The organism is Aliivibrio sp. S4MY1, from assembly GCF_028765545.1.
GTDB lineage: Bacteria > Pseudomonadota > Gammaproteobacteria > Enterobacterales > Vibrionaceae > Aliivibrio.
In genome coordinates, this window is sequence record NZ_JARACP010000016.1 from 56673 (window position 1) to 77774 (window position 21102).

Annotated in this window: 24 protein-coding genes; 10 read left to right on the forward strand and 14 right to left on the reverse strand. The window is 37.1% G+C overall.

The window, feature by feature from the left end; translation table 11 throughout:
* The first annotated feature begins 15 nt into the window (after positions 1–15).
* Complete coding sequence (locus PVK71_RS16410; RefSeq protein ID WP_274420041.1) at positions 16–939, forward strand: LysR family transcriptional regulator; 924 nt, start codon at positions 16–18, stop codon at positions 937–939.
* 9 nt (positions 940–948) lie between these two features.
* Here PVK71_RS16410 and PVK71_RS16415 read toward each other — a convergent pair whose 3' ends face one another.
* Positions 949–2052 (reverse strand): 1-acyl-sn-glycerol-3-phosphate acyltransferase, encoded by a 1104-nt coding sequence (locus PVK71_RS16415; RefSeq protein WP_274420042.1) that lies wholly within the window; start codon positions 2050–2052, stop codon positions 949–951.
* Positions 2053–2233: 181 nt separating this feature from the next.
* Between PVK71_RS16415 and PVK71_RS16420 the strand changes: the two genes are divergently transcribed.
* Positions 2234–2851: an AraC family ligand binding domain-containing protein gene (locus PVK71_RS16420; RefSeq protein ID WP_274420043.1), complete on the forward strand. Its 618-nt coding sequence runs from the start codon at positions 2234–2236 to the stop codon at positions 2849–2851.
* 25 nt (positions 2852–2876) lie between these two features.
* Here the strand turns inward: PVK71_RS16420 and PVK71_RS16425 are convergent, their stop codons facing one another.
* Both PVK71_RS16425 and PVK71_RS16430 read right to left on the reverse strand, forming a co-directional pair.
* Complete coding sequence (locus PVK71_RS16425; RefSeq protein WP_274420044.1) at positions 2877–3389, reverse strand: hypothetical protein; 513 nt, start codon at positions 3387–3389, stop codon at positions 2877–2879.
* A gap of 2 nt (positions 3390–3391) precedes the next feature.
* Positions 3392–3904 carry a nicotinate-nicotinamide nucleotide adenylyltransferase gene (locus tag PVK71_RS16430; protein ID WP_274420045.1) on the reverse strand — a complete coding sequence of 171 codons (513 nt, stop codon included), beginning with the start codon at positions 3902–3904 and terminating at the stop codon, positions 3392–3394.
* A gap of 153 nt (positions 3905–4057) precedes the next feature.
* Here PVK71_RS16430 and nadE point away from each other — a divergent pair, with 153 nt between their 5' ends.
* Entirely contained in the window at positions 4058–4888 is an 831-nt protein-coding gene (nadE, locus tag PVK71_RS16435) for an ammonia-dependent NAD(+) synthetase (protein WP_274420046.1), read from the forward strand.
* Here nadE and PVK71_RS16440 read toward each other — a convergent pair.
* Positions 4885–5166 carry a GIY-YIG nuclease family protein gene (locus PVK71_RS16440; protein WP_130049265.1) on the reverse strand — a complete coding sequence of 94 codons (282 nt, stop codon included), beginning with the start codon at positions 5164–5166 and terminating at the stop codon, positions 4885–4887. The genes nadE and PVK71_RS16440 overlap by 4 nt on opposite strands.
* Before the next feature lie 4 nt (positions 5167–5170).
* Positions 5171–5830, reverse strand: a complete 660-nt coding sequence (locus PVK71_RS16445) for a YceH family protein (RefSeq protein ID WP_274420047.1) — start codon at positions 5828–5830, stop codon at positions 5171–5173.
* A 155-nt stretch (positions 5831–5985) separates the two neighbouring features.
* Between PVK71_RS16445 and PVK71_RS16450 the strand changes: the two genes are divergently transcribed.
* Both PVK71_RS16450 and PVK71_RS16455 read left to right on the forward strand, forming a co-directional pair.
* On the forward strand, positions 5986–6393 hold the full coding sequence (locus tag PVK71_RS16450; RefSeq protein ID WP_130046126.1) for a bactofilin family protein: 408 nt from the start codon (positions 5986–5988) through the stop codon (positions 6391–6393).
* 110 nt (positions 6394–6503) lie between these two features.
* On the forward strand, positions 6504–6812 hold the full coding sequence (locus tag PVK71_RS16455) for a DUF496 family protein (RefSeq protein WP_130046127.1): 309 nt from the start codon (positions 6504–6506) through the stop codon (positions 6810–6812).
* 61 nt (positions 6813–6873) lie between these two features.
* Here PVK71_RS16455 and PVK71_RS16460 read toward each other — a convergent pair whose 3' ends face one another.
* From PVK71_RS16460 to PVK71_RS16475, 4 genes are all read right to left on the reverse strand, one after another.
* Positions 6874–7314, reverse strand: coding sequence for a PAS domain S-box protein (locus PVK71_RS16460; protein WP_130046128.1), 441 nt, complete (start codon positions 7312–7314; stop codon positions 6874–6876).
* Positions 7314–8318, reverse strand: coding sequence for a response regulator (locus tag PVK71_RS16465; RefSeq protein WP_130049263.1), 1005 nt, complete (start codon positions 8316–8318; stop codon positions 7314–7316). Before PVK71_RS16465 ends, PVK71_RS16460 begins: the two co-directional genes overlap by 1 nt.
* 135 nt (positions 8319–8453) lie before the next feature.
* Positions 8454–8819: an NADH:ubiquinone oxidoreductase gene (locus PVK71_RS16470; RefSeq protein ID WP_130049262.1), complete on the reverse strand. Its 366-nt coding sequence runs from the start codon at positions 8817–8819 to the stop codon at positions 8454–8456.
* Positions 8820–9144: 325 nt separating this feature from the next.
* Positions 9145–9696, reverse strand: coding sequence for a DUF3332 domain-containing protein (locus PVK71_RS16475; RefSeq protein ID WP_130049261.1), 552 nt, complete (start codon positions 9694–9696; stop codon positions 9145–9147).
* Positions 9697–10008: 312 nt separating this feature from the next.
* On the opposite strand from PVK71_RS16475, the gene PVK71_RS16480 reads away from it, so the two are divergent.
* The 3 genes from PVK71_RS16480 to PVK71_RS16490 all read left to right on the forward strand — a co-directional run bounded on the left by PVK71_RS16480 (position 10009) and on the right by PVK71_RS16490 (position 14420).
* Entirely contained in the window at positions 10009–11247 is a 1239-nt protein-coding gene (locus PVK71_RS16480) for an L-lactate MFS transporter (protein ID WP_274420055.1), read from the forward strand.
* A 110-nt stretch (positions 11248–11357) separates the two neighbouring features.
* On the forward strand, positions 11358–13715 hold the full coding sequence (locus PVK71_RS16485; protein ID WP_274420057.1) for a fatty acid cis/trans isomerase: 2358 nt from the start codon (positions 11358–11360) through the stop codon (positions 13713–13715).
* A gap of 69 nt (positions 13716–13784) precedes the next feature.
* Complete coding sequence (locus tag PVK71_RS16490) at positions 13785–14420, forward strand: hypothetical protein (protein WP_274420059.1); 636 nt, start codon at positions 13785–13787, stop codon at positions 14418–14420.
* Positions 14421–14428: 8 nt separating this feature from the next.
* On the opposite strand, the gene PVK71_RS16495 is transcribed toward PVK71_RS16490, so the two are convergent.
* The 3 genes from PVK71_RS16495 to PVK71_RS16505 all read right to left on the reverse strand — a co-directional run bounded on the left by PVK71_RS16495 (position 14429) and on the right by PVK71_RS16505 (position 16867).
* On the reverse strand, positions 14429–14806 hold the full coding sequence (locus PVK71_RS16495) for a hypothetical protein (RefSeq protein WP_274420061.1): 378 nt from the start codon (positions 14804–14806) through the stop codon (positions 14429–14431).
* A 236-nt stretch (positions 14807–15042) separates the two neighbouring features.
* Complete coding sequence (locus PVK71_RS16500) at positions 15043–16452, reverse strand: NAD(P)-binding protein (protein ID WP_274420063.1); 1410 nt, start codon at positions 16450–16452, stop codon at positions 15043–15045.
* A 181-nt stretch (positions 16453–16633) separates the two neighbouring features.
* Positions 16634–16867 (reverse strand): hypothetical protein, encoded by a 234-nt coding sequence (locus tag PVK71_RS16505; RefSeq protein ID WP_274420065.1) that lies wholly within the window; start codon positions 16865–16867, stop codon positions 16634–16636.
* A gap of 166 nt (positions 16868–17033) precedes the next feature.
* Here PVK71_RS16505 and PVK71_RS16510 point away from each other — a divergent pair, with 166 nt between their 5' ends.
* Entirely contained in the window at positions 17034–18680 is a 1647-nt protein-coding gene (locus PVK71_RS16510; protein WP_274420067.1) for an ABC-ATPase domain-containing protein, read from the forward strand.
* A gap of 265 nt (positions 18681–18945) precedes the next feature.
* The gene (locus tag PVK71_RS16515) at positions 18946–20313 is read left to right on the forward strand and encodes a YjiH family protein (RefSeq protein WP_274420069.1); all 1368 of its coding nucleotides are present in this window, start codon (positions 18946–18948) and stop codon (positions 20311–20313) included.
* A gap of 85 nt (positions 20314–20398) precedes the next feature.
* Here PVK71_RS16515 and PVK71_RS16520 read toward each other — a convergent pair whose 3' ends face one another.
* Together PVK71_RS16520 and PVK71_RS16525 are read right to left on the reverse strand one after the other, a co-directional pair.
* On the reverse strand, positions 20399–20647 hold the full coding sequence (locus PVK71_RS16520) for a DUF3297 family protein (protein WP_130046140.1): 249 nt from the start codon (positions 20645–20647) through the stop codon (positions 20399–20401).
* Positions 20648–20889: 242 nt separating this feature from the next.
* On the reverse strand, positions 20890–21102 hold a 213-nt coding region (locus tag PVK71_RS16525), incomplete at its 5' end, for an IS3 family transposase (RefSeq protein WP_274420073.1).

Genomic DNA, 21102 nt, shown 5'->3' on the forward strand with positions numbered 1-21102 from the left:
TCTCTAGGCTTAATCATGTTAGATAATCTACATCAAATGGTAATCTTTGCGATGGTAGCAAATGAGTTAAACTTTACTCGTGCTGCTGAAAAACTTGGTATATCCAAATCGCACGTATCTAAACAAATTAAAGCGCTAGAAACTCGTTTAGATTGCCAACTTGTTCAACGTAATAACCGCTCGGTCTCTATTACGGAGCTTGGTCATCAGTATGCTGAGTACTGTCAAAAGCTGGTAGATACTGCTTATGAAGCTGATGCCCTATTAGATGCTCATCATGGGCGTATTTCTGGCGTATTTAAAGTTGGTATCGCTCAGTCTTTTGGTAATAGTCACATTATTCATGCATTAGCTGAATTCCAGGCACATTTTCCAGATGTAGAATTGGAAGTTAGTTTATTTGATCATAAACCTAAATTACTTGAAGACGGTTTAGATTGCTGGATAGCAATTCATGATGATATTCCTGAAGGCATGGTGGCTAGGAAAATTGCAGATTGTCGCTTTATTGTTGCAGCCTCTCCAAGCTACATTAAAGAGAATGGTTTACCGTTGCGTCCAGCTGAATTAGCACGGCATAAATGCATTACTTATCATAGTAGTGAGCGACGTTTTAATGAGTGGGAATTTACTCGCGATGGTGTTCATCAAGTGGTTAAAGTACAAAGTATTTTTAAGATAGATAACGCTTCTGCTATTTTAGATGCAACTAAAGCGGGGGCTGGCATTGCGTATTTAGCTAGCTATTTACTTGAAGATGAATTTGAAAATGGTAGTTTGATTCAAATATTAAATGAGTGGCAAGCCGATATGGAGCTACCCATTTATGCGGTTTATCCTCGACGCCAACATTTGCCACCAAAAGTGCGTACCTTCATTGACTTTTTATCCCAACAAGTGGGTAATCCTCCTCATTGGGATAAAAAGCTTTTTAATTGAACCCCTTACTTATCCTGCGTTCTTAACTGGATTTGCGTAAAGCGCACGTAAAAATGGCTGCTCTTCTGCTGTTAAGTGTGACAATTTTTCTTCTAGTTCACGTTTAACTTCAGAAGTGACTTCTTCTGATTCACTGTTGGCAGCGGCGTAATTCATTGGGAATAAACGATAGCCTTGGGTAATTTCTTTGTCCATGACTGCTGCCAGTTCATCAGCCGTTTCTGGCGCCGAGGTGACAACGCCACCAAAGTGAATATGTATGCGTTTCTTATTACCGATAATCCCTTTGATGATGCTATCAATATCTTCAAACTCCCCTTTTTCGTAAGAGCCTAAGGTAGCCACTGCATTTAATTCTTTGGCTTTTTGAATATCTAACGGGTCATTTTCATAAGAGATAGAAACAGGAACAATTTTCAAATCATTCATATAATCAGAAAAAGCTTCTTTGCGCTTGCGCCCTTCTACATGAAACATTTTTAAAATAGCAGGATCAGTAAAATCGTTACCGTCTTTTGCTCGCCCTTCTTTTTGAGCAATCCAAATAGAGTTATTGGTTTCCAAAGAGTGCTTGATATATGAAGATAGTTCACCTAACGCTTTTAGCATTTGACGTGGTGCTTTTGCTGAACGTTTAACAATAAAACTTTTGTTAAGTTTCATCAGCTCAGTACTGCACGCTTTCTTTAATAAGTTATCACCAATGGCAATTCTTACGGTTTGCATATGATTATTATATAGCACCCAATTCATCAACGCTGGGTCCATGGCGATATCACGGTGATTAGACACAAACAAATACGCTTGTTTTGGGTCTAATTTATCTAATCCAGAGTACGTAATGCCATCGGTGGTTTTTTTGACCGTTTTATTTAAGTAGGTTGCTACATTTAACTGAACGTCTTCTACTGTTGTTATTTTAGACAGTGATTTACGTAGTTTGTAACGCAGTAACGGTGCTAATAACCAAAATAAAAACTTAGAAGCAGACGGAAACTTATAGTGAAGAATCGCTGTAATGAATTCATCATCAGAAATTAATCGCTCAATAGCGGCAGGAACTTCATCATCATTGTAAGGGCGAATTTCTTGATAGATATCTTGTGTGGTCATGTTTGGACTTCTGGTTACCAAAAAAGGAAGTAGCGCGTATTCTACTTGATTTTATTCCAGTTGTACGTGATCAATTAAAGAGGTCGTACCATTGGTCATAAAATATCGCCGTAATTGATGAGAATCCGTTGATTTTTAGATAAAAACCAGTAGAGTTACGGGCTTCAAATCAGAGGTAGCTATGAAAAACGCAATTACGTTTCAGTCAGGAACACATTCACACCTTCTTTATACGGCAAGAAAAAAGAAGAATCATTATGAGTTGATTTCCGTGCAAACTGGAGCCGTACTTATTCGCCTTGGTAAATGGGAATATCTAGTGTTGCCTGGTGAATTGTTTTGGATACCTTTTGATGCTCTATCATCAATGACGATTGTTCCTAACTCTACATTATCTACATTAATGTTCTCAATTCGCACACGTGAAGCGCTACCTACTCAAGGTGGCTATATCACCTCAACACCTCTACTTTCAGCGGGTTTTGATAAACTTCAAGCAATAGCGATGACTGAAAATGCCAAACAGCATTTATTGTACGTAATGCAAGATGAGTTATTAGAAGCGTCACCTCATACGGATCTATCTCCAGAATCACAGCATATCAATACTTACTTATCTCAATTATCTGAAAATAAAGAGATAAAGCATAGCCAGGTTTCTCCTGATATGATGATGACATTGAAAGTAAGAGAAGCGGATAAAATGCGTAAATCAGGTGCTAAGAATAGTATGATTGCAGAGCGCTATTTTTCAGGAAATATTGCGTTACTAGAGCAAGCTTACACTTTATTGGATTAACGCATTATACGAACCGAGCTTAGTTCTATTGAAATGGAATTTCCAGCTGCATGAACAGTTGGTCATCAGCGCGATCATGCCAACGGTAATCAATTCGAAAACGGGTATTCTTGCCCTTTTCTTCTCCACCAAAGGCTAAGCTTAATTGTAGTCCATGGCTTTCCAACCATTCACCATAAGAATCAAATTCTTCAATTTTTTTATCGTAATACTCTTCGGGTTGCCATACGGTAAAGCCTACCGCACTATCACTAAGGTAACCGGTTAGTAAAGGATCATCCCCTGTACTGTAAGCCCATTTATCCCAAAATCCTTCTTCCATAACGTCTGACTTTATGTTTTCTGTTATTTCTGTTAACTGATAAATAAACTGATTCACCTCAAATAAAGGAATAAGACATTTTGAGTTTGATGAATAAATTTGACGAGAGTAGTTATCATAGCTTTCTTGTAGACAAGTCGAGTTATCCTTGGCAATTAAATCCATGGACATAGTTGTTGTTAATAAACTGATTATAGCGACTTGTTTCTTCATCATGACTACTCGTATAAATGGTGTGCCTTTATGTAAAGTTGGACACCTTGTGTTGTTAAGTGAGTAATGTCCTCACCTTTTTTTATTGCGTTTCGTATATCAGTACTTCTGACAGGAAGTGTTTCAGGGCAAGCCATTACATTCCAGCGTTTTACTATCTCATCGGCATTTGAAAACTTGTCAAACTTAAGTAAGTTGTCTGGTCCGATGATAAAGGTTATATCGGCCTCTTTATTCAATTCTTGAAGCTTTTTTAATAAAGAAAAAGTAGTCACGCTTTGCTCTGGAACATACAGTTCTTTTTCAATCAGCGATATTTCAACCTTGTTAAGGGATAAGTCGTTAATAAAAGCAGAGACCATCTCTATTCTGTCTTCATAAGAAAGCATTTTTTTCCCCCAGGCATGTGAAATGCTAGGAACTAATAACACTTTATCATAGTGAGTTAAACGCTCAATGACACTTTTGTGGCCTAATGATGGTGGGTTAAATGCGCTACCAAATACAGCAATATTCATGACTTTTCTCTTATTAACGGCATTATTAGTTAGCATAAGTGAAAATTTTGTCGATGGCTATCCTATAACACTATTAGGCTGTTATTAATTGTGTAAATTCAGTATGATTATTAAATTAACTGCCAACTGTCTCAATAGAGTAAAGGAATGAGAATGCAACAACTGATTGTTGAAGAAATGAAAGTTAAACCATCAATTGATCCGGTTAATGAAATTAAAACACGCGTCAATTTTATTAAGGCTACCTTACTCAAGGCTCACTGTACCTCTTTAATCCTTGGTATTAGTGGCGGTGTTGATTCAACAACATGTGGCCGATTGGCTCAGATAGCGATTAATGAGCTGAATGATGAGTATGATACTCAAAAGTATCAGTTTATTGCAGTTCGCTTGCCATATGGTATCCAAAAAGATGAAGATGAAGCACAAATGGCCTTGTCTTTTATTCAGCCTTCTCATTCTATTAGCATTAACATTAAAGAAGGTGTTGATGGTTTGCATAAGGCGTCTCACATTGGCCTTGAGCATACAGGTTTACTGCCTTCTGACTCTGCAAAAATTGATTTTGTTAAGGGCAATGTAAAAGCGCGTGCACGCATGATTGCACAGTATGAAGTTGCTGGTTATGTTGGTGGATTAGTTTTAGGTACTGACCATTCGGCAGAGAATATTACTGGTTTTTATACGAAGTTTGGTGACGGCGCTTGCGATCTAGCCCCATTATTTGGTTTAAATAAACGCCAAGTGAGAAAAATAGCTGAAATACTAGGCGCACCTGAGCAGTTAGTTAAAAAAGTACCCACTGCAGATCTTGAAGAACTCGCACCACAAAAAGCGGATGAAGATGCTCTTTCTGTTACTTATGACCAGATTGATGACTTCTTAGAAGGGAACAAAATAGATGCTGAAGCGGAAGCTAAATTAATAAAAATTTATAAACTGTCTCAGCATAAACGTCAACCAATCCCTACTATTTACGATTAATCTATAGCAGGTAACGCAACTAAATTATTGACCAAGGCTTCTTTTGAGGCTTTGGTCATTTTTTTTATGCGGTATTCGTACTTTAACGCTTGGGATTTTGATTCAACATTGTGTGACCATACTAATGTTAAAGGTCCTTTTCCGCGTAAGTACTTAGCGCCCTTTCCTGCTTTGTGCATTTCAAAGCGCCGAGATAAATTATTAGTAATACCACAATACAAACTATTTGTTTGCGTTCTTATTAGATAGAGTGTCCAATTAGATTTAATTTCTGTCATGCAATTATGAGAGAACTTCGTTTACTAATTGTTTTAACTCATCAAGTTCGGTGCGTAATTGGGATACTTCAGTTTCTAGCTGTTCAATACGTTTATTATCTTCTGAGCTGTGTGTGTGAGTATTTTGACTCTGCTCTATAGTGACGGTGTCACTAATGTTGCCACAGAACAAATGTCCATATCGAGCTTCGCGCTTTCCTGGTTCTTTCGATAATTTAACAACTTTAGGGGCGTTCTCATCTGCCGCTAATTTATTTAATACGGCTTCTACTTGTGCCACATTTTCAAATTCGCATAAACGTTGGGTACGAGTTCTTAGCTCGCCAGGTGTTTGTGGCCCACGCAGAAACAAAACGCATAATATGGCAATTTCTTGTTTTGACAGTTTAAGGCTACCAAACTCTGTATTACAAAATCGATGTTGATACTTTGCCACTCTTGAGTTACCACGAGTTTCATCAGTCACGATACGATCGTTAATTAATGTATTTAATGCATCTAAAACATCAGATTCACTCATTGATGTGACAGGGTCACGGTTGCTCTTTTGGTTACATGCCGTGGTTAATGAATTGAGTGTTAGTGGATAGTGTTCTGGTGTTGTGATTTCTTTTTCAATTAAACAACCAATAATGCGGATTTCTGTTTGGGTTATTGTTCTCATTATTTGTAATCCTTTTACTATAATCGATACTATACACAATAAAAATGTGAGCTATATTACTAAATACTGATGTTGATAATGTAATTAGTGATCCCTCAGTCTTCTATCCATGATAATATTCTTTCGTTAGTTTAATATCAATTGGAGAAACCTGTATGGGCCTTTTTAGTAGTCGGTCTACCGCAGCATCATTATCTATTATTGCCAAAGGCTGTCGTGTAACAGGTAATATTGAATCAGATCAAAGCATTCAAATTGACGGCTTTGTTAGTGGGAATATCTTTACAGAAGCGGAAGTAATTGTAACGCCGACTGGTAGAGTTCAAGGTGACATAAACGCTGGATTAGTACTTATTAATGGTCTAGTTGAAGGTACTTGCCAAGGTGGTGAAGTAAGTATCCAGCCAAAAGGAAAGTTCAAAGGCACAATGCAAACTCAGCATTTGACTATTGAAAAAGGTGGCTTACTTATTGGTGAAAACCGTGAAGTTGTTGAGTCAGAAAAAGTAACTCTTATCTCTAAAAATGAAACAGCAGACATTGAAGAGAAAAAAGCGGTTTAATTTATCGGTTAAATGTTTTTTTTAGCACTGTATTGATCTTGTTATTGTTTTCAATGTTGCATTTATGATTTAATCAAGAAAGTGGCTATTACATATTATAGGAAATAAAAATGAATAACGTTTTTGAAATCATCAACCAAGCACGTCGTAAAAATAAACTAAAGCGTGAGCTACAAGATAACCAAAAGAAAATTCGTGATAACCAAAAGCGTGTGACTCTTTTAGAAAATATGCTGGATTATATTCACCCTACAATGTCTACAGACGAAATCATTGCAGTTGTTCAAAATATGAAAGCTGATTATGAAGATCGTGTTGATGATCACATCATCAAAAGTGCTGAGATCTCTAAATCACGTCGTGATATCAGCCGTAAGATCCGTGAGCTGACAGAAGCGGATAAGAAAGCAAATAAATAAGTTTAAATAAAATGGAGACTATCGTGTCTCCATTTTTTTGTCTTATTTATCGCATTTTCATTTATTTGTTTAGTGTTTCAGCCAATGCCTCTGCGGTAACATCTTCAACAGCAAGAAACATAGATTTAATCTCCCCTGTTGTACTTCGCATTGGGTTTAATGTGACATTCTGATACATAAAGTGACTTTGTTGAGTTATCGGTCGAACATTACGACAGTGAAATAAATAAGGCCTTTGTCGCCAAATAACAAAACTTCGTGTACCCAGTTCAAAAACTGGCTTTGACTTTGCTTTAAACCAAGAGCTATCTATCTCTGGGAATATTTCAAATAATGACTTTCCCATTACATCATGGGCTTGTTTGCCACTATGGTGTGTCATAAAGCCATTCCAAAGATGAACATTGAATTCTTTATCAACTACGATTAAGCCAAGGTCAACATTTTGTACCATGTCAACCATCCAGTGAAATTGTTCAAACTCAGCAGGAATACCATTCATTATTCATCATCCAGTAAGTAAGCTAGTTTATTATCTAATATAGGTAATGACTCATCGACAATCATTAAAAGTAAATCGCACTTAATGTTTGTATTATCAATACTGTAACTTACCTCAAATGCCATAATACGATTGAACGACCCTTTGGTTGATTCAATAACACTGTTCACCGAAACATGTTGACCAAGAAGAACTGGGGCGCTTTGAAAGAATCTAACCTCTGCTTGCTCACCAATTCCTTTTAAGAATGCCCCTACTAAAATATTAGACACATCCATCAATAACTCTAGTTCTAAGCTATTCTCTGTTACTTCGGGGTAATCCATTAATTTAGTTAGATCTGTTACGCTTGAATCGCTTAACAGTACCAAGGCTTCTCCTGCAATCCCTTCACCACTAAATCCTTGACATACTCCTGACATATTTTCATTGCTGGCTAAATGACGAAGTGTCATCTGAAGTTCGCTCATCTCAAATAAATTCACGTTTGGCAAAGGCATATGAACAAAAACATCGAAATGACGAGCCAAAGAATCAGCTGCTCGGCCAATTGCAACATTAGCGACTTCTAAATATATATCACGGCGACGAAGTTGAATAGACGTTACTGGTTGTGGCGAATACGTCGCTTGAACTTCAGGTTTAATGCTAATTGAACCTAGTGTGGAAATTAATGTAGGCTTATCAACAGGTTTTTTTATAAATGCTTTAGCACCAAGTTCTGCTACTTTTTGTTGCGCCTTTGGTTGAATATCACCTGAAACAACAACAACTTGAGTTGTTATCCTGCGTGCTCTCATTTCTTCTAATGTGCCATAGCCATCCAACTCAGGCATGGTAAGGTCAAGAAATAAAAGATCGTATGACTGAGCTTCAAGCTTAGCAATGGCATCCCAACCGTGTTGAGCAAATTCAATATTTGCTCCCCATGAAGAAGGTATCACTCGTGCTAATTGTTTACGAGCAAGTGCTGAATCATCGCAAATTAAGATGGAAATCGCCATCTATAAACCCTTTTTTTTAATAAAACTATCATTACTATATCAAGGAATGATTATTATAGATACGGTATAGCATAATTCAAAAACAAAAAAAAGGAGCCTAAGCTCCTTCTTTTCAATGACTAGCAGAGGATTTAGTTAAACCGTACCAGAATGTCTATTTAATAATTGTTGCGAGATTTTACGATCTTTAATTTTAAACCATAGGTATGTTGCTACGATTGAAAAGAATAGATAAGAAACAGCAAAAATAAATGGCGAAGTAATTAATTCTGCATCCACAGCCATCATAACTCCTACGATAGTTACCGCCATTTTTGAAAATAGACCAAGCAGTAACAGTACTAAAGCCAGTTGTGGGTATTTTGTGGTTCTAAATGCAAACCAGTGACAAGTGCCAACCGCAAGTGTCGCAATACTTAAGCCTAGGATAAATGAATGAAAATGCTCAGCAGCTGCAACACCGCCTATAGTAGAGAGTAAGAAGATAAATAATAGTTTCATAAACACCTCGAAGATAAATTGAGAGCATCCCTTCAATTTTGAAATCTTTGTTTACGTAGTATTTTATCGCTTTTTATTGGAAATTCAACTAGGGGAAAAATGGAGGTTGTTGCGTAATTGTTGCATGATCTCATTAGAATTTAGCCTTTAAAGAGTAAATGCTGAACTGCAGTAATATAGTCTTATATATGAAGCGCAATTTGTTACTTAATGGTTAAATTAAACGTTAAAATAAAAATAGAAATAAATGAATTTTTTGAAGTAAAGCAAAAAAAAAGCACTCAATCACTTGAGTGCTTTTTATCATGAAAGAATAGAAGCTATATTATGCTTGAGAAGCCGCTACATAGTTTTCTAACTCTTCAACTTGTACTGTTGTGATGTAGTTTCCATCTAAGTAAAATGCAACGCTATCATCTGTCTTCTCACCACGCAGCACTTGTTGAGTACCATCTAGTAGTGCAACGTGCATCTCTAATGTGTTTTCATCGATTTGATTAAACGAAGCATTTTTCACATTGTTATTTACTTGAAGTGGTGCAATTGGTGCTTTGGTCATTGATGAATCAATTTTATCATTTACTTTAAAAACAGCACCACCAACATTGGTATCTACTACTGCTGGGCTTTTACCTGTAATGATGTTTTTACCAGTCCAAAATTCAATTGAGTTAAATACAAATAGATCGGCAAATGCAGCAACACCATATACAGGCGCTAATAGGATATAAAGCCCAGCACGACCATAACGGTTATCTACTGCTTTTAAGTTACCAAATGCAACAAGTTTTGATACACCCATTTGACCCATACAACCTGTAAGTGTTGTGATGCCTAGAGTAACTGCCACTGCGATTTTAATTTTTTTGAAGTTCATATTTTCTCATATTATTGGTTATGTTTTAACGCGGCAGATATTATCAAGCAATTAATTGTAAAAATAGATGTTAGATCATAAATTTACATAAACCTGACAATTTAATGCCGATCGCGTCATTGTTTTGACAGTGTCAAATATGGAATATTAGATTGAAAAAACATGGTGTAATTTTCATACAAACTATTCCAATAAACACAAAGTGCTGATAAACTCCGCGCTCATTAACGTGATGTAAGTCATGTTTACATGAGTACAATCAAAAAAAACATACATTAAACTGTAATAAACTTTCAACTCACTGAGATTGCGATGAAAAATATCGATAAAGCAATGCGTATCCTGCTTGCAGGCTTCTGTATTAACCTATGTTTGGGAATTCTTTACGCATGGAGCGTATTTAACAAGGCTCTTGTTACTGATATGGGCTGGACGGCATCACAAGCCTCTCAACCTTATGCAACTGCAACAATCACTTTTTCTATCTGTCTTCTTGTTGCTGGTATTCTTCAAGATCGCATGGGCCCACGCTTAATTTTGATCTTCGGTACAATCTTAGTTGGCCTAGGTATGATCGCATCAAGTTTTGCTGACACTGTTTTTATGCTTAACTTAACGTTTGGTGTGATGACTGGTGCTGGTATTGGTTTTGGTTACGCTTGTCTTGCGCCTTCTGCTATGAAGTGGTTCCATCCTTCTAAGAAAGGTATGGTTAATGGCTTAATCGCTGCTGGTTTTGGCCTTGCTGCTATTTACTTAGCGCCTGTTACTTCAGCATTAATTTCAATGTATGGTATTCAAACAAGTTTCTTAGTTCTTGGTGTTGCGATTCTTATTATTGCTGTTCCATTAGCAACAACAATCAATAACCCACCAGAAGGTTACCAACCTGAAGAGCCAAAAGTAAAAGCAGGTAAAACTGCGGTTACAACACGTAAACCAATGGATTTAAACTGGAAAGCAATGCTTAAAACACCTCAGTTTTATTCTTTATGGATTATGTATGCATTTGCCGCGTCTGCAGGTCTTATGATCATTGGTAACATTACTACTATCGCAAGTATGCAAGCAAATCTTCCTAACGCGGTTTATTTAGCGTCACTTCTTGCTATCTTCAACTCAGGTGGTCGTGTGGCTGCTGGTATGCTGTCAGATAAAATTGGTGGTGTTAAAACGCTACTTATTGCATTTGTTCTTCAAGGTGCAAACATGGCATTATTTGGCATGTACGACAGTGAAGTGATGCTAATTATTGGTACTGCAGTTGCCGCTGTTGGTTATGGTACGCTTCTCGCTGTATTCCCATCACTTACTGCTGAATTCTACGGTCTTAAAAACTATGGTACCAATTACGGTGTGCTTTACACGTCATGGGGTATTGGTGGTGCTATCGGTGCAGCAGTTGTAGGTTATTCTATGACACAAGGTGGTGATTATGCTCTGGCTTACACTATTTCTGCAGTAATGGTTGGTGTTGCTATTGTTCTAGCATTAATTACTAAACCAATTACAGAAGAAAAAGCACAACAGCTAAGCCCTGCTACTGTTTAAAATTCTTAGTTAAATCAAGCCCGTTTATCGAAAGGTAAACGGGCTTTTTTTGTTTTTTTCCGCATTTATTATTACAATAAAACTTATCTCTTTATTTCATGGATACCGTTATGTTTTTCAAACGCCCATTATTTCTCATTTTGGTCATTATTTTTTCTGGTTGTGCGACATACGCAACGTACAATTACGATCAGCTGTTTGGAAAGTCACAAGTACAACAAAGGGTCTATGACTATCAATCTCCTGAAGGTATTGACTATTTAACAGATATCAAACCAATCATAGATAACCGATGTGTTGTTTGCCACGCATGTTACGATGCACCTTGTCAGCTAAAAATGTCGTCAGCTGAAGGGATCGACCGTGGTGCGCATAAATCGCTTATCTATCAAGGAACGCGTCTCGTAGCTGCCAACCCTACTCGCCTTTTTGAAGATGCTCAAACAACTCAAGAATGGCGTGATATTGGCTTTACTCCCATTTTAAATGAACGTGAGCAAAGTAGTATTGCTAATACTGAAGCGGGTGTGATGGCTCGTATGCTTACTTTAAAACAAAATAACCCACTTGCTAAAGACGAACAACTGCAAGGTTACGATTTTTCAATTGACCGTGATCAACAATGCCCTACTATTGAAGAGATGGCTGATTATGAATCACAATACCCAACATGGGGCATGCCTTATGGGATGCCAGAGTTAAATACTCAGGAACATGATTTGTTGTATTCTTGGCTTGAGCAAGGTGCAAAAATGAGTGACATTAAGCCTTTAAGTGATCATGAGATTACCTTGGTTAATCAATGGGAATCCTTCTTTAATGGCGATTCATTAAAACAACAACTCACCAGCCGTTATTTGTACGAGCACCTGTTTCTTAATAATTTGTATTTTAATGCTGAACCATCGTATTTACGTTTTTTTAAATTAGTTCGTTCTTCGACTCCACCAGGGAAACCGCTGTCATTAATAGTGACTCGCCGACCTTATGATGACCCTAACGTTGACCGCGTTTATTATCGTCTCGTTGCTGTTCGCAGTACAATCGTTGATAAAACACACATGCCCTATTTACTTGATAAGACTCGTTATCAAAAATGGCAAGAATGGTTTGTAATTAATAGTTACACTGTAACTAAGCTCCCCAGTTATTCAACCGAAATTGCTGCGAATCCGCTTGTTACTTTTGTCGATTTACCTGTTGATTCTCGTTATCGTTACCTATTAGATGAGGCACAAGATACAATCCAAGGCTTTATAAAAGGTCCAGTTTGTCGTGGCCAGTTAGCTTTGAATGTAATTAATGACCATTTTTGGGTCTTTTTTGTTGATCCTGGGGCTGCTAATAACCCAAATGTTGAGCAATTTTATAGAGAGCAAAAGCAAAATCTAGCTTTACCGGCAGAATTAGACAGCACTACTGTCCCAATTACGAGTTGGATTCAATATTCACGTAACCAAGCCCGTTATTTGGAGGCTAAAAATACGTACCTAAATCAGGTCTTTAAAAATGGACAGCATTTGACGCCAGAACTCGTTTGGGCGGGTGATAAAAACAATGATAATGCAGCTCTCACCATTTATCGACATTTTGATAGCGCATCGGTAATTAAAGGGCTTAATGGGCCAACACCGAAAACAGCTTGGATCATTGATTATGCTTTATTGGAACGAATTCACTATTTACTTGTTGCGGGGTTTGATGTCTATGGTAATTTTGGCCATCAATTAATGACACGTATGTACATGGACTTTTTACGAATGGAAGGTGAAAGTAATTTCTTAACACTATTACCAAAAGAGATCCGTCGAGAAGAGTGGCAAAGTTGGTATCAAAATCCATCTCCTCAATTAAGTAAATATATGCAGCGAGATGTTCAACCATTTGAGCAGCCAACAAAGATCCAGTATGTCTCGGATAATCCAAAGGCAGAGTTATTTTCATTATTACGTAAACATATCGGTGGGAATGTAACTCAACGTTACAACGTAGCGAATTCAAAATTAGCAACAAGTACATTAGTTAAATTAAGTGAAATCGATGCGATTAAAGGTGAGGGCTTACAATACTTACCGCAAATCATCACGATTAAAATTATTGCAGCATCAGATAAACGAAGTGAATTTTTCACACTACTCAATACCAGTGCGCATAAGAATATATCATCACTGTTTAATGAAGAGAAAAATAGAGCACCGGAATTAGATCGCTTTTCTCTGCTTTATGGCATTGTCGGTAGTTACCCTGCTGCATTTTTGGAAATTAACGAAACTGATGTGCCTAGTTTTGTTAAGCAACTCGCTGATATTGATACCGAAGTAGATTATATTAAACTACTGGATAACTTTGCTATTCGCCGAAGTTCAGACAAATTTTGGGCTTACAGTGACGAACTAAGCCGATGGTATCGAGATCATTACCCTGTTGAAGCTGGTTTATTAGATTATAATCGCTTTGAAAATCGTTAATTCTTAATATTAACTATTGAAAGTCCAGAGTTATGAAGCGACACTGGACTTTTTTAAAAGGAAGACTTTTTGTTAGAGTCGTTATTTATTAATTCACTGAATGCATTCAATGATGATTATAAAGCGCTTTGTCAGCATCATTATCCGACTATTCATAATCGGGGAATGTCCCCTGCGCATTTAAGTGCTGCGTTTCAGCGGCGGTTGCTGGCATTAGTAAAACAAGAATATACCGATGTCGAATGCTCAATGCACTCACACGATACTAGCCATGACCTTTATATTTATACGATTGTAATAGACAGTAAAAAAACATGGTTAATTTACCCTCAGTTTCTTAATGCAAAAACGGAAGCTAAAGATCAAATTTTTTCTGCTATTAAACAGTTAGTCAAAGAGAGTAAAATCAAACGCTCAGACCATCTTGCTATTTTGTGTGATCATTGGTACGACAGAACTCGTAGCAGCAAAACACTGTATCACTGGTGGACTGGTAATTTACCTGAGGTGGGGATAAGCTTTAATCATCAAGGGATCCATAATTTAATTCCAGAAGATAATGATGATCTCGCCATTATTATGCAAAAAAAATTTCAGCTCGCATGCATTAATCGCTCTATTTACCATCCATTAGAAACGACTAACAAGCATGCGCTACTAAAATATTTCCTTTGTTTCGCTTTGTTCGAATGTTCTACAAACTAAAAGTACTGTTAACCTAACGGTTCCTTTTTTGGATCATTATTGATGTGCTCAATATTAATAACCCCTCTACACCCTAGATTTTCAATTTGCGTCTTATGTAACTGCGTAGTTAAATAAAAACCGTATTGATAGCAAGTATCACCTGTTTGATTTTTAAATTCTTTACGATAGACAATGTTCCCCATCATCGCAGGAAAAGAACGGATCCTTAATTCACAACAGCCTTCCTGAAGCTTTCGTTCACTGGTAAAACCAAACCCTTTTTTTGATACATCCACCAGCTTAACACTTACAAATGGCATTAATCGATGTGCCCAAAAAATTTTTGCATTGACCGATTTTTTACATTCAAATCTAGGCCAACGGCGTTTCAGTAAAAATTCCACATATCACCTTGATGAAATCACTATGTGGCTATTTTCAACAAAAAAACGAGATAATTCAATCAAATTATCTCATTTTTCACTACCGTACGGCATAAACTATTATAGTTCAAAGGATAATGTACATATCTATATGAAAGGCGTATAAAAGTTGCGCCTATATCATGCTAATAATTAAAATTGGCATGATATACAAAACAGAACAATACACTGTTACTTGGTTCGCATTATTGTTAGACTTAATATACTTGTGCCAACTCTGCGGGATAACCTCGTTCTTTTGCTAATACCTCTGCTTTCTTTTCAACTTCTTCTATAGTTAGAATTAACGCTGATTTTTTCTTTTCTTGCAGATGTATTAATTGCGCTATTTCTTTAGCACATGTTATCGCAGAAGATGCTTTGACAATTTCAGCTCTAAAGTAACCATCAGATGTATAGGATATGTTTGCTGCTCTTAATGTAATGTCATCGCCAGGGATTTGTTGAGCACCATACAATGCCTTTCCGCCGGGTTTTGCTTGCGCAAATTCTGGCATAAATTGAGCTAAATAATTGATGGCCTTTTGTGTTCTATCTTTTTGTACTTTTTGATCCCAGCCTTGGGTCATTTTTTTATTAAACTCTTTAGGTAATTTAGGGTGTGCTGAAAGATGACAAGAACTAGATAAACCATTTTTAAATAGAGTGATTTCTTCTGTCATACCATGTAACTGAAAATACCCATTTGGGTATGGCGTAAATTGAGCCATACCTTGAGGTGTTCCTCGCTCTCCATGAAAAATTATTTCTGGCCACTTACCATAATTTTCGTTGCCCCAATGGGTAACGTATGCCGCTTTAAACTCAACCAATCTCTTTTTAGGCTTATTGGCAAGATCGTCGATTATGCCTGTTTTAAAACCGGCGCTGTTAATTACATAATCAAATGTATCTGAGTATACTTGACTTTCTTTTGTGTAGTTCAAAACCCAACCGCCATGATCTTCTTCATTTTTGACCACTCCATTTACTGAGCTGGCATAATTTAGGGTTACGTTGCTTTGATTGGATAATGTTAATTGTGCTGTCGCCGCCATACGAAAGACACTTAATCCATATTCTTGAACAAGCACAATTGGGTATTTTAATTGGTTCAGGTCGACTTGTTTGGAAAAACCAATTAACCAATCATCAAGTGTTTTAGGGTTATTGGTTGGAGGGTATGATGCAATTCTTTGCAGGTCTAATTTTGAATAGGTTTTAAAGTAATCAGATGCAGAGCCAAAAACTTGATTACTTTCATCATCTTCTATTAATTTAGAATAGATTTTCTGCAATAGCTTTAGGCGAGGTAATAACGCCTCAGGTTGACCTTTATCGACTTTAGGGATTGCGATAATAGTTGGCCGCTCGTTTAATGTATGAGGAAAGTAACGCACAGTCTCAATGGATTCAGTGAGTAACGTAGTACATTGTTCATCAGAGATCTCTCGGTATAAATTCCCCCCTGCATGAAGGTGACATATTGGCGGGCCATTGACTAAACTTATGCCTTCTTCAAAGACATTAATATCAACATCATACTCAGATAAATACATGGCAATGCTTGAGCCTGCTATCCCGCCACCAATGATGGCAATTCTCTTACGTGGTTGTCTTTTATCCATCTTATTTTTATTTATCCAAGGCTATTTTTTATTGACTTGTGCATTTTACTTCGCGTCACAAAAAAATAATAGGATATAACAAAAAAAAGCTTGCTATAGAGGTAATTCTTTTAAATTTCATTGTGTTAAGCGGTTATTCAAATAGTTACCCACAGAAAATGTGGATAACTGTGAGTAACTCTTATCCCCAAAGTGTTAAATTCAGAATGCGTACAAATACGCCAATAAAAAATAAACTTACGCCAATGCGATACCATTTATGCTCTTGGAGAGATAGCTCAATCCTTTTAACAAAAAGTAGACATGCTCCACCCCAATCTGCGGTTCGTTTTCCATACAGTAAAATGGCGAGCAAAAGGCAAATAATTCCTGAGCCAATAAATACATTTTCTAAAATAATAACGATAACATCCATACTGTATCCCTTTACGTCTAATTAGCATTACTATGACTTGAAACTCTTAGAAAAGTAAATTAGCCAATGGTCGTAGAGTTATTTTTCATATCTGCATGAAAGAAGTTCTTATTATGACGGGCTTTTTGTTATACTGCTCACAACTTTATTTGATAATGTGAATGTAATGGAACATCTTGAAGCCAAACTAAAAAAATTAGAAAAAAGAAACTATCGTAGCTATACCTCTATTAAAGGGGAATATGATTTCACTGACTTCACTTTATCTATTGATAATGTTCAATCTGATCCCTACGCGCCGCCGTCACGATTAAGAGCTAAACGTGCATGGTCACTTACACATCTTCAATGGCTGCAAGAAACTTCTCTTGATTACCAGCGTGCTGCAAGGGATTTTCTTGCTCGTCACTTTAGTCAATTGCTTGAGAAAGATACGACACTTTCCATTGCGCTTTCTGGCCAAACGGTTTTAGATCATACGTCGGTTATTTTTGATGATGAAGGGATTGAACTTCGTTATAACATGAACTTACCTGCTGATGGACGCGAAATTTTAGCTAAACGAGCGATTAATATTTTAACGTTCCATATGCCAAAATATATCCGTCGTACTTTATTAGCTCGCGAATTACCTATTGATGAGCTTAAAGCGCACTGTCAAGTTATCGTTGATCAAGTCGCGTTGCGTCGTCAATTATCTGAAAATAATTTAGTCGCTTTCGTTGCTAATGGCAGTATTTTACCGCGTATTGCTGGTAATAATGATCGCCCAATGAAAGACGCAATTCCATTCCAAAGCCCTGCTTCTCTTGAGGTAGAGTTATCTACACCGAATCGCGGTCTTATAAAAGGCATGGGGATCCCAAAAGGCATCACTCTGATTGTTGGTGGTGGTTTCCATGGTAAATCAACGCTATTGAATGCCTTGGAGCGCTCTATTTACGATCACATTCCTGGTGATGGTCGCGAATATATCGTTACTGAAGAGTCAACGACTAAAATTCAAGCAGAAGATGGGCGTTGTGTTCATAGTTTGAATCTTTCAAACTACATTAACCACCTTCCTATGGGGAAAGATACGACGTGCTTCTCTACTCAAGATGCATCGGGCTCTACATCACAAGCAGCGTGGCTTCAAGAGTCTTTAGAAGCTCAAGCAAAAACATTATTAATTGATGAAGATACGTCTGCCACTAACTTCATGATCCGTGATGAGCGCATGCAAGCACTTGTCAATAATGGTGCTGAGCCTATTACCCCATTAGTTGATCGCATTGGTCAGCTACGTGATGAGCTTGATGTCTCTACCATTTTAGTAATGGGTGGCTCTGGTGATTATCTTGATGTTGCTGATACGGTAATTCAAATGCATGATTACCAAGCCGTCGATGTAACTATAAAAGCAAAAGAGGTTGTGCTCTCTCATCCTACCACACGTGTTAGAGAAGGGTCAGAGCATTTACTTCCAACTCAAACTCGTCAGTTAAACCGCTCTTCTCTTCAAGCTATTTTGCACGAAGGTAAATTCCGTATTCAGGCAAGAAACAAGAATACGCTTCGTTTTGGACGTGAATTAGTTGATATTACAGCAATGTCTCAGCTGCAATCTTCAGCTCAACTTCATGCGATCGGTTGGATGTGGTTCCAGTTATCTCAAACACCAGGTTGGGAATCTAACCCTGTTGAATTTATTGCTCAGCAACTTCATGATAATTGGTATGAGTTAATGCCTAAGCATGGGGATTTAGCTAAACCTCGAGTGATTGAAGTTATGGCAACATTAAACAGAATGCGAGTTGCTGACTTCAAATAGCCAACTCAATTATAGCCTCCAATCACGGGGGCTTTTTTATATTTAATTTTTAGAATGCAACAAAAAACAAACAATTCAGTTGCATTTTAAATGCTATTCAATAGTTATCACCACGTATAAGTGAATAAATACTTTTTTTAATGAATAGTATTCCACTTTTAAAAAAAACAGTGTACTCTCCATAATAACTGAATGAATACGGAAGTTTAGTGAATAATAATGCTAAGGATTAGCTTTTTATTAACTAGTAGTAATTGAGAGATTTATGCAAAATTCAAGTGAGATACCCCAAATGAGCAAGAAGAAGAATCTTCTAATTTTTCTTATCCCATCGCTAATAGGTTTATTCCTATTTATGGCACCAATCACTTATAACGGTGATATCACAATACCTGTTGCTGTATTAGCGAAATCTATTCAGGCATTATTTGGTGACCATTTAGTAGCTATAGTTACTGGCATCGTTATGTTTATGTCTGTTATTACTATCCTTGCTAAGATCGTTAAGCCTAGCATTATCACAAATAACGACTTTTTATTTGGTTTACTTAACCCTACCCCTCTTTGGTTTGTGGTTCGCTTAATTGGCGGCACCGCTGCTGCAATGGTTTTCTTTCAAGTTGGTCCTGAAGCGATATGGGAACCAAATACTGGTGGTTTAGTTCTTAATGATCTGTTACCTGTTCTCTTCTCTGTATTTATTTTTGCGGGATTATTGCTTCCTTTATTGCTTAACTTTGGTTTATTGGAATTGTTCGGTGCTCTTTTAAGTAAAATTATGCGCCCTGTTTTCAATTTACCTGGTCGTTCTGCTATTGATTGTATGGCTTCTTGGTTAGGTGATGGTTCTGTTGGTATTCTTTTAACAAGTAAGCAATACGAAGAAAAGTTTTATACTCAACGTGAAGCTGCTGTTGTTGGTACGACGTTCTCTGCTGTGTCTATTACCTTTAGCTTAGTGGTTATTGCGCAAGTTGAATTAGAAAGCTATTTCTTACCATTTTACTTAACGGTATGTCTAGCCGGTGTTGTTGCGGCAATCATCATCCCTCGCCTGCCTCCTCTTAGCCGTAAAAAGGACCTATTTATCGATGGTTCTGAACGTGCTGTTGATGCTGAAGTTATCCCAGAAGGCTATACGACTTTTTCTTGGGGTCTTGAGCAAGCAATGAATAAGGCTTCAAAAGTAATTTCTATTCGAAGTGTGTTTGGTGAAGGCGTTAAAAACGCAGTTGATATGGTTTTTGGGGTATTACCTGTCGTTATGGCGCTTGGTACTATTGCTTTGGTGATTGCTGAATATACTTCTGTATTTTCTGTATTGGGCCAGCCTTTTATTCCTTTCTTAGAATTACTTGGTGTTCCTTACGCGGCTGAAGCATCTCAAACCATTGTTGTTGGTTTTGCTGATATGTTCATTCCATCAATCATCGCTGCGTCTATTGATAGTGAGATGACACGTTTTGTTATTGCTGCAATGTCTGTGACTCAACTTATCTACATGTCTGAAGTTGGTGCTTTACTTCTTGGTAGTAAAATCCCTGTAAATATTTTTGAATTGTTTGCTATCTTTATTCTACGTACATTAATTACGTTACCAGTGATTGCAGGCATGGCACACTTAATCTTTTAATTAAGTAGATATATAATAGATATAAAAAAGGCGACTTCTTTTTGAGGTCGCCTTTCTTTATTTAGAACTGTGTAAAGTTAATTGCTTACTTATAGAAAGCTTCAACAGTACCTTTTAATTTGATTAGCATTGGTTGGCCACGGCGATCTAATGCTTTTGGTGATGGGATTTTAACCCAACCTTCACTGATACAGTATTCTTCAACATCTGTACGTTCTTTGCCGTTAAGTTTGATACCAATATGATATTCAAAACACTCTGCTACATGATGCGGGCTGCGTGGATTACCAGAAAGGTGATCAGGTAAAGCTGGTTGAGATTTGATATCGTTCATGTTTGTTGCCTGTGAAAATAAAAAGTGCGCTATTGTAGTCAATATACTTCTAAGGCTCAATAGCTATGTCTGATTATAATCAGAACCGCAAATAACAGTATGTGATGTTATAACGTTCAAATAAAAAATGTTGCTCTCAATAAGTTTGTCATAATCTAAAATCGCTGCTTTTCGATAAAATGTTGCATTCACGCCCTTGCCCTGAATTTGGAGTACCCCACGAAAAGTAGACACTCTCTATTTTACTTATTTTCATACTCAACTGGGCTTACATAGCCTAACGCTGAGTGCCTTCTTTTACGGTTATAGAACACTTCGATGTACTCGAAGATCCCAGCTCTAGCTTCATTTATAGACTGATAATCTTCTGCATAAATCAGTTCGACTTTTAGTCGACTGAAAAACGATTCCATTACTGCATTATCCCAACAGTTACCTTTACGACTCATGCTTGG

Excerpts from the sequence above, each read along its gene's own strand:
- PVK71_RS16475 (WP_130049261.1), bottom strand. The coding sequence starts at position 9,696 with ATGAACTTCAAAAAAATTAAAATCGCAGTGGCAGTTACTCTAGGCATC.
- PVK71_RS16480 (WP_274420055.1), top strand. The coding sequence starts at position 10,009 with ATGAAAAATATCGATAAAGCAATGCGTATCCTGCTTGCAGGCTTCTGT.
- PVK71_RS16470 (WP_130049262.1), bottom strand. The coding sequence starts at position 8,819 with ATGAAACTATTATTTATCTTCTTACTCTCTACTATAGGCGGTGTTGCA.
- PVK71_RS16440 (WP_130049265.1), bottom strand. The coding sequence starts at position 5,166 with ATGACAGAAATTAAATCTAATTGGACACTCTATCTAATAAGAACGCAA.
- PVK71_RS16455 (WP_130046127.1), top strand. The coding sequence starts at position 6,504 with ATGAATAACGTTTTTGAAATCATCAACCAAGCACGTCGTAAAAATAAA.
- PVK71_RS16515 (WP_274420069.1), top strand. The coding sequence starts at position 18,946 with ATGCAAAATTCAAGTGAGATACCCCAAATGAGCAAGAAGAAGAATCTT.
- PVK71_RS16450 (WP_130046126.1), top strand. The coding sequence starts at position 5,986 with ATGGGCCTTTTTAGTAGTCGGTCTACCGCAGCATCATTATCTATTATT.
- PVK71_RS16520 (WP_130046140.1), bottom strand. The coding sequence starts at position 20,647 with ATGAACGATATCAAATCTCAACCAGCTTTACCTGATCACCTTTCTGGT.
- PVK71_RS16500 (WP_274420063.1), bottom strand. The coding sequence starts at position 16,452 with ATGGATAAAAGACAACCACGTAAGAGAATTGCCATCATTGGTGGCGGG.
- PVK71_RS16430 (WP_274420045.1), bottom strand. The coding sequence starts at position 3,904 with ATGAATATTGCTGTATTTGGTAGCGCATTTAACCCACCATCATTAGGC.
- PVK71_RS16410 (WP_274420041.1), top strand. The coding sequence starts at position 16 with ATGTTAGATAATCTACATCAAATGGTAATCTTTGCGATGGTAGCAAAT.
- PVK71_RS16420 (WP_274420043.1), top strand. The coding sequence starts at position 2,234 with ATGAAAAACGCAATTACGTTTCAGTCAGGAACACATTCACACCTTCTT.
- PVK71_RS16505 (WP_274420065.1), bottom strand. The coding sequence starts at position 16,867 with ATGGATGTTATCGTTATTATTTTAGAAAATGTATTTATTGGCTCAGGA.
- PVK71_RS16485 (WP_274420057.1), top strand. The coding sequence starts at position 11,358 with ATGTTTTTCAAACGCCCATTATTTCTCATTTTGGTCATTATTTTTTCT.
- PVK71_RS16415 (WP_274420042.1), bottom strand. The coding sequence starts at position 2,052 with ATGACCACACAAGATATCTATCAAGAAATTCGCCCTTACAATGATGAT.
- PVK71_RS16425 (WP_274420044.1), bottom strand. The coding sequence starts at position 3,389 with ATGATGAAGAAACAAGTCGCTATAATCAGTTTATTAACAACAACTATG.
- PVK71_RS16465 (WP_130049263.1), bottom strand. The coding sequence starts at position 8,318 with ATGGCGATTTCCATCTTAATTTGCGATGATTCAGCACTTGCTCGTAAA.
- nadE (WP_274420046.1), top strand. The coding sequence starts at position 4,058 with ATGCAACAACTGATTGTTGAAGAAATGAAAGTTAAACCATCAATTGAT.
- PVK71_RS16510 (WP_274420067.1), top strand. The coding sequence starts at position 17,034 with ATGGAACATCTTGAAGCCAAACTAAAAAAATTAGAAAAAAGAAACTAT.
- PVK71_RS16445 (WP_274420047.1), bottom strand. The coding sequence starts at position 5,830 with ATGAGAACAATAACCCAAACAGAAATCCGCATTATTGGTTGTTTAATT.
- PVK71_RS16460 (WP_130046128.1), bottom strand. The coding sequence starts at position 7,314 with ATGAATGGTATTCCTGCTGAGTTTGAACAATTTCACTGGATGGTTGAC.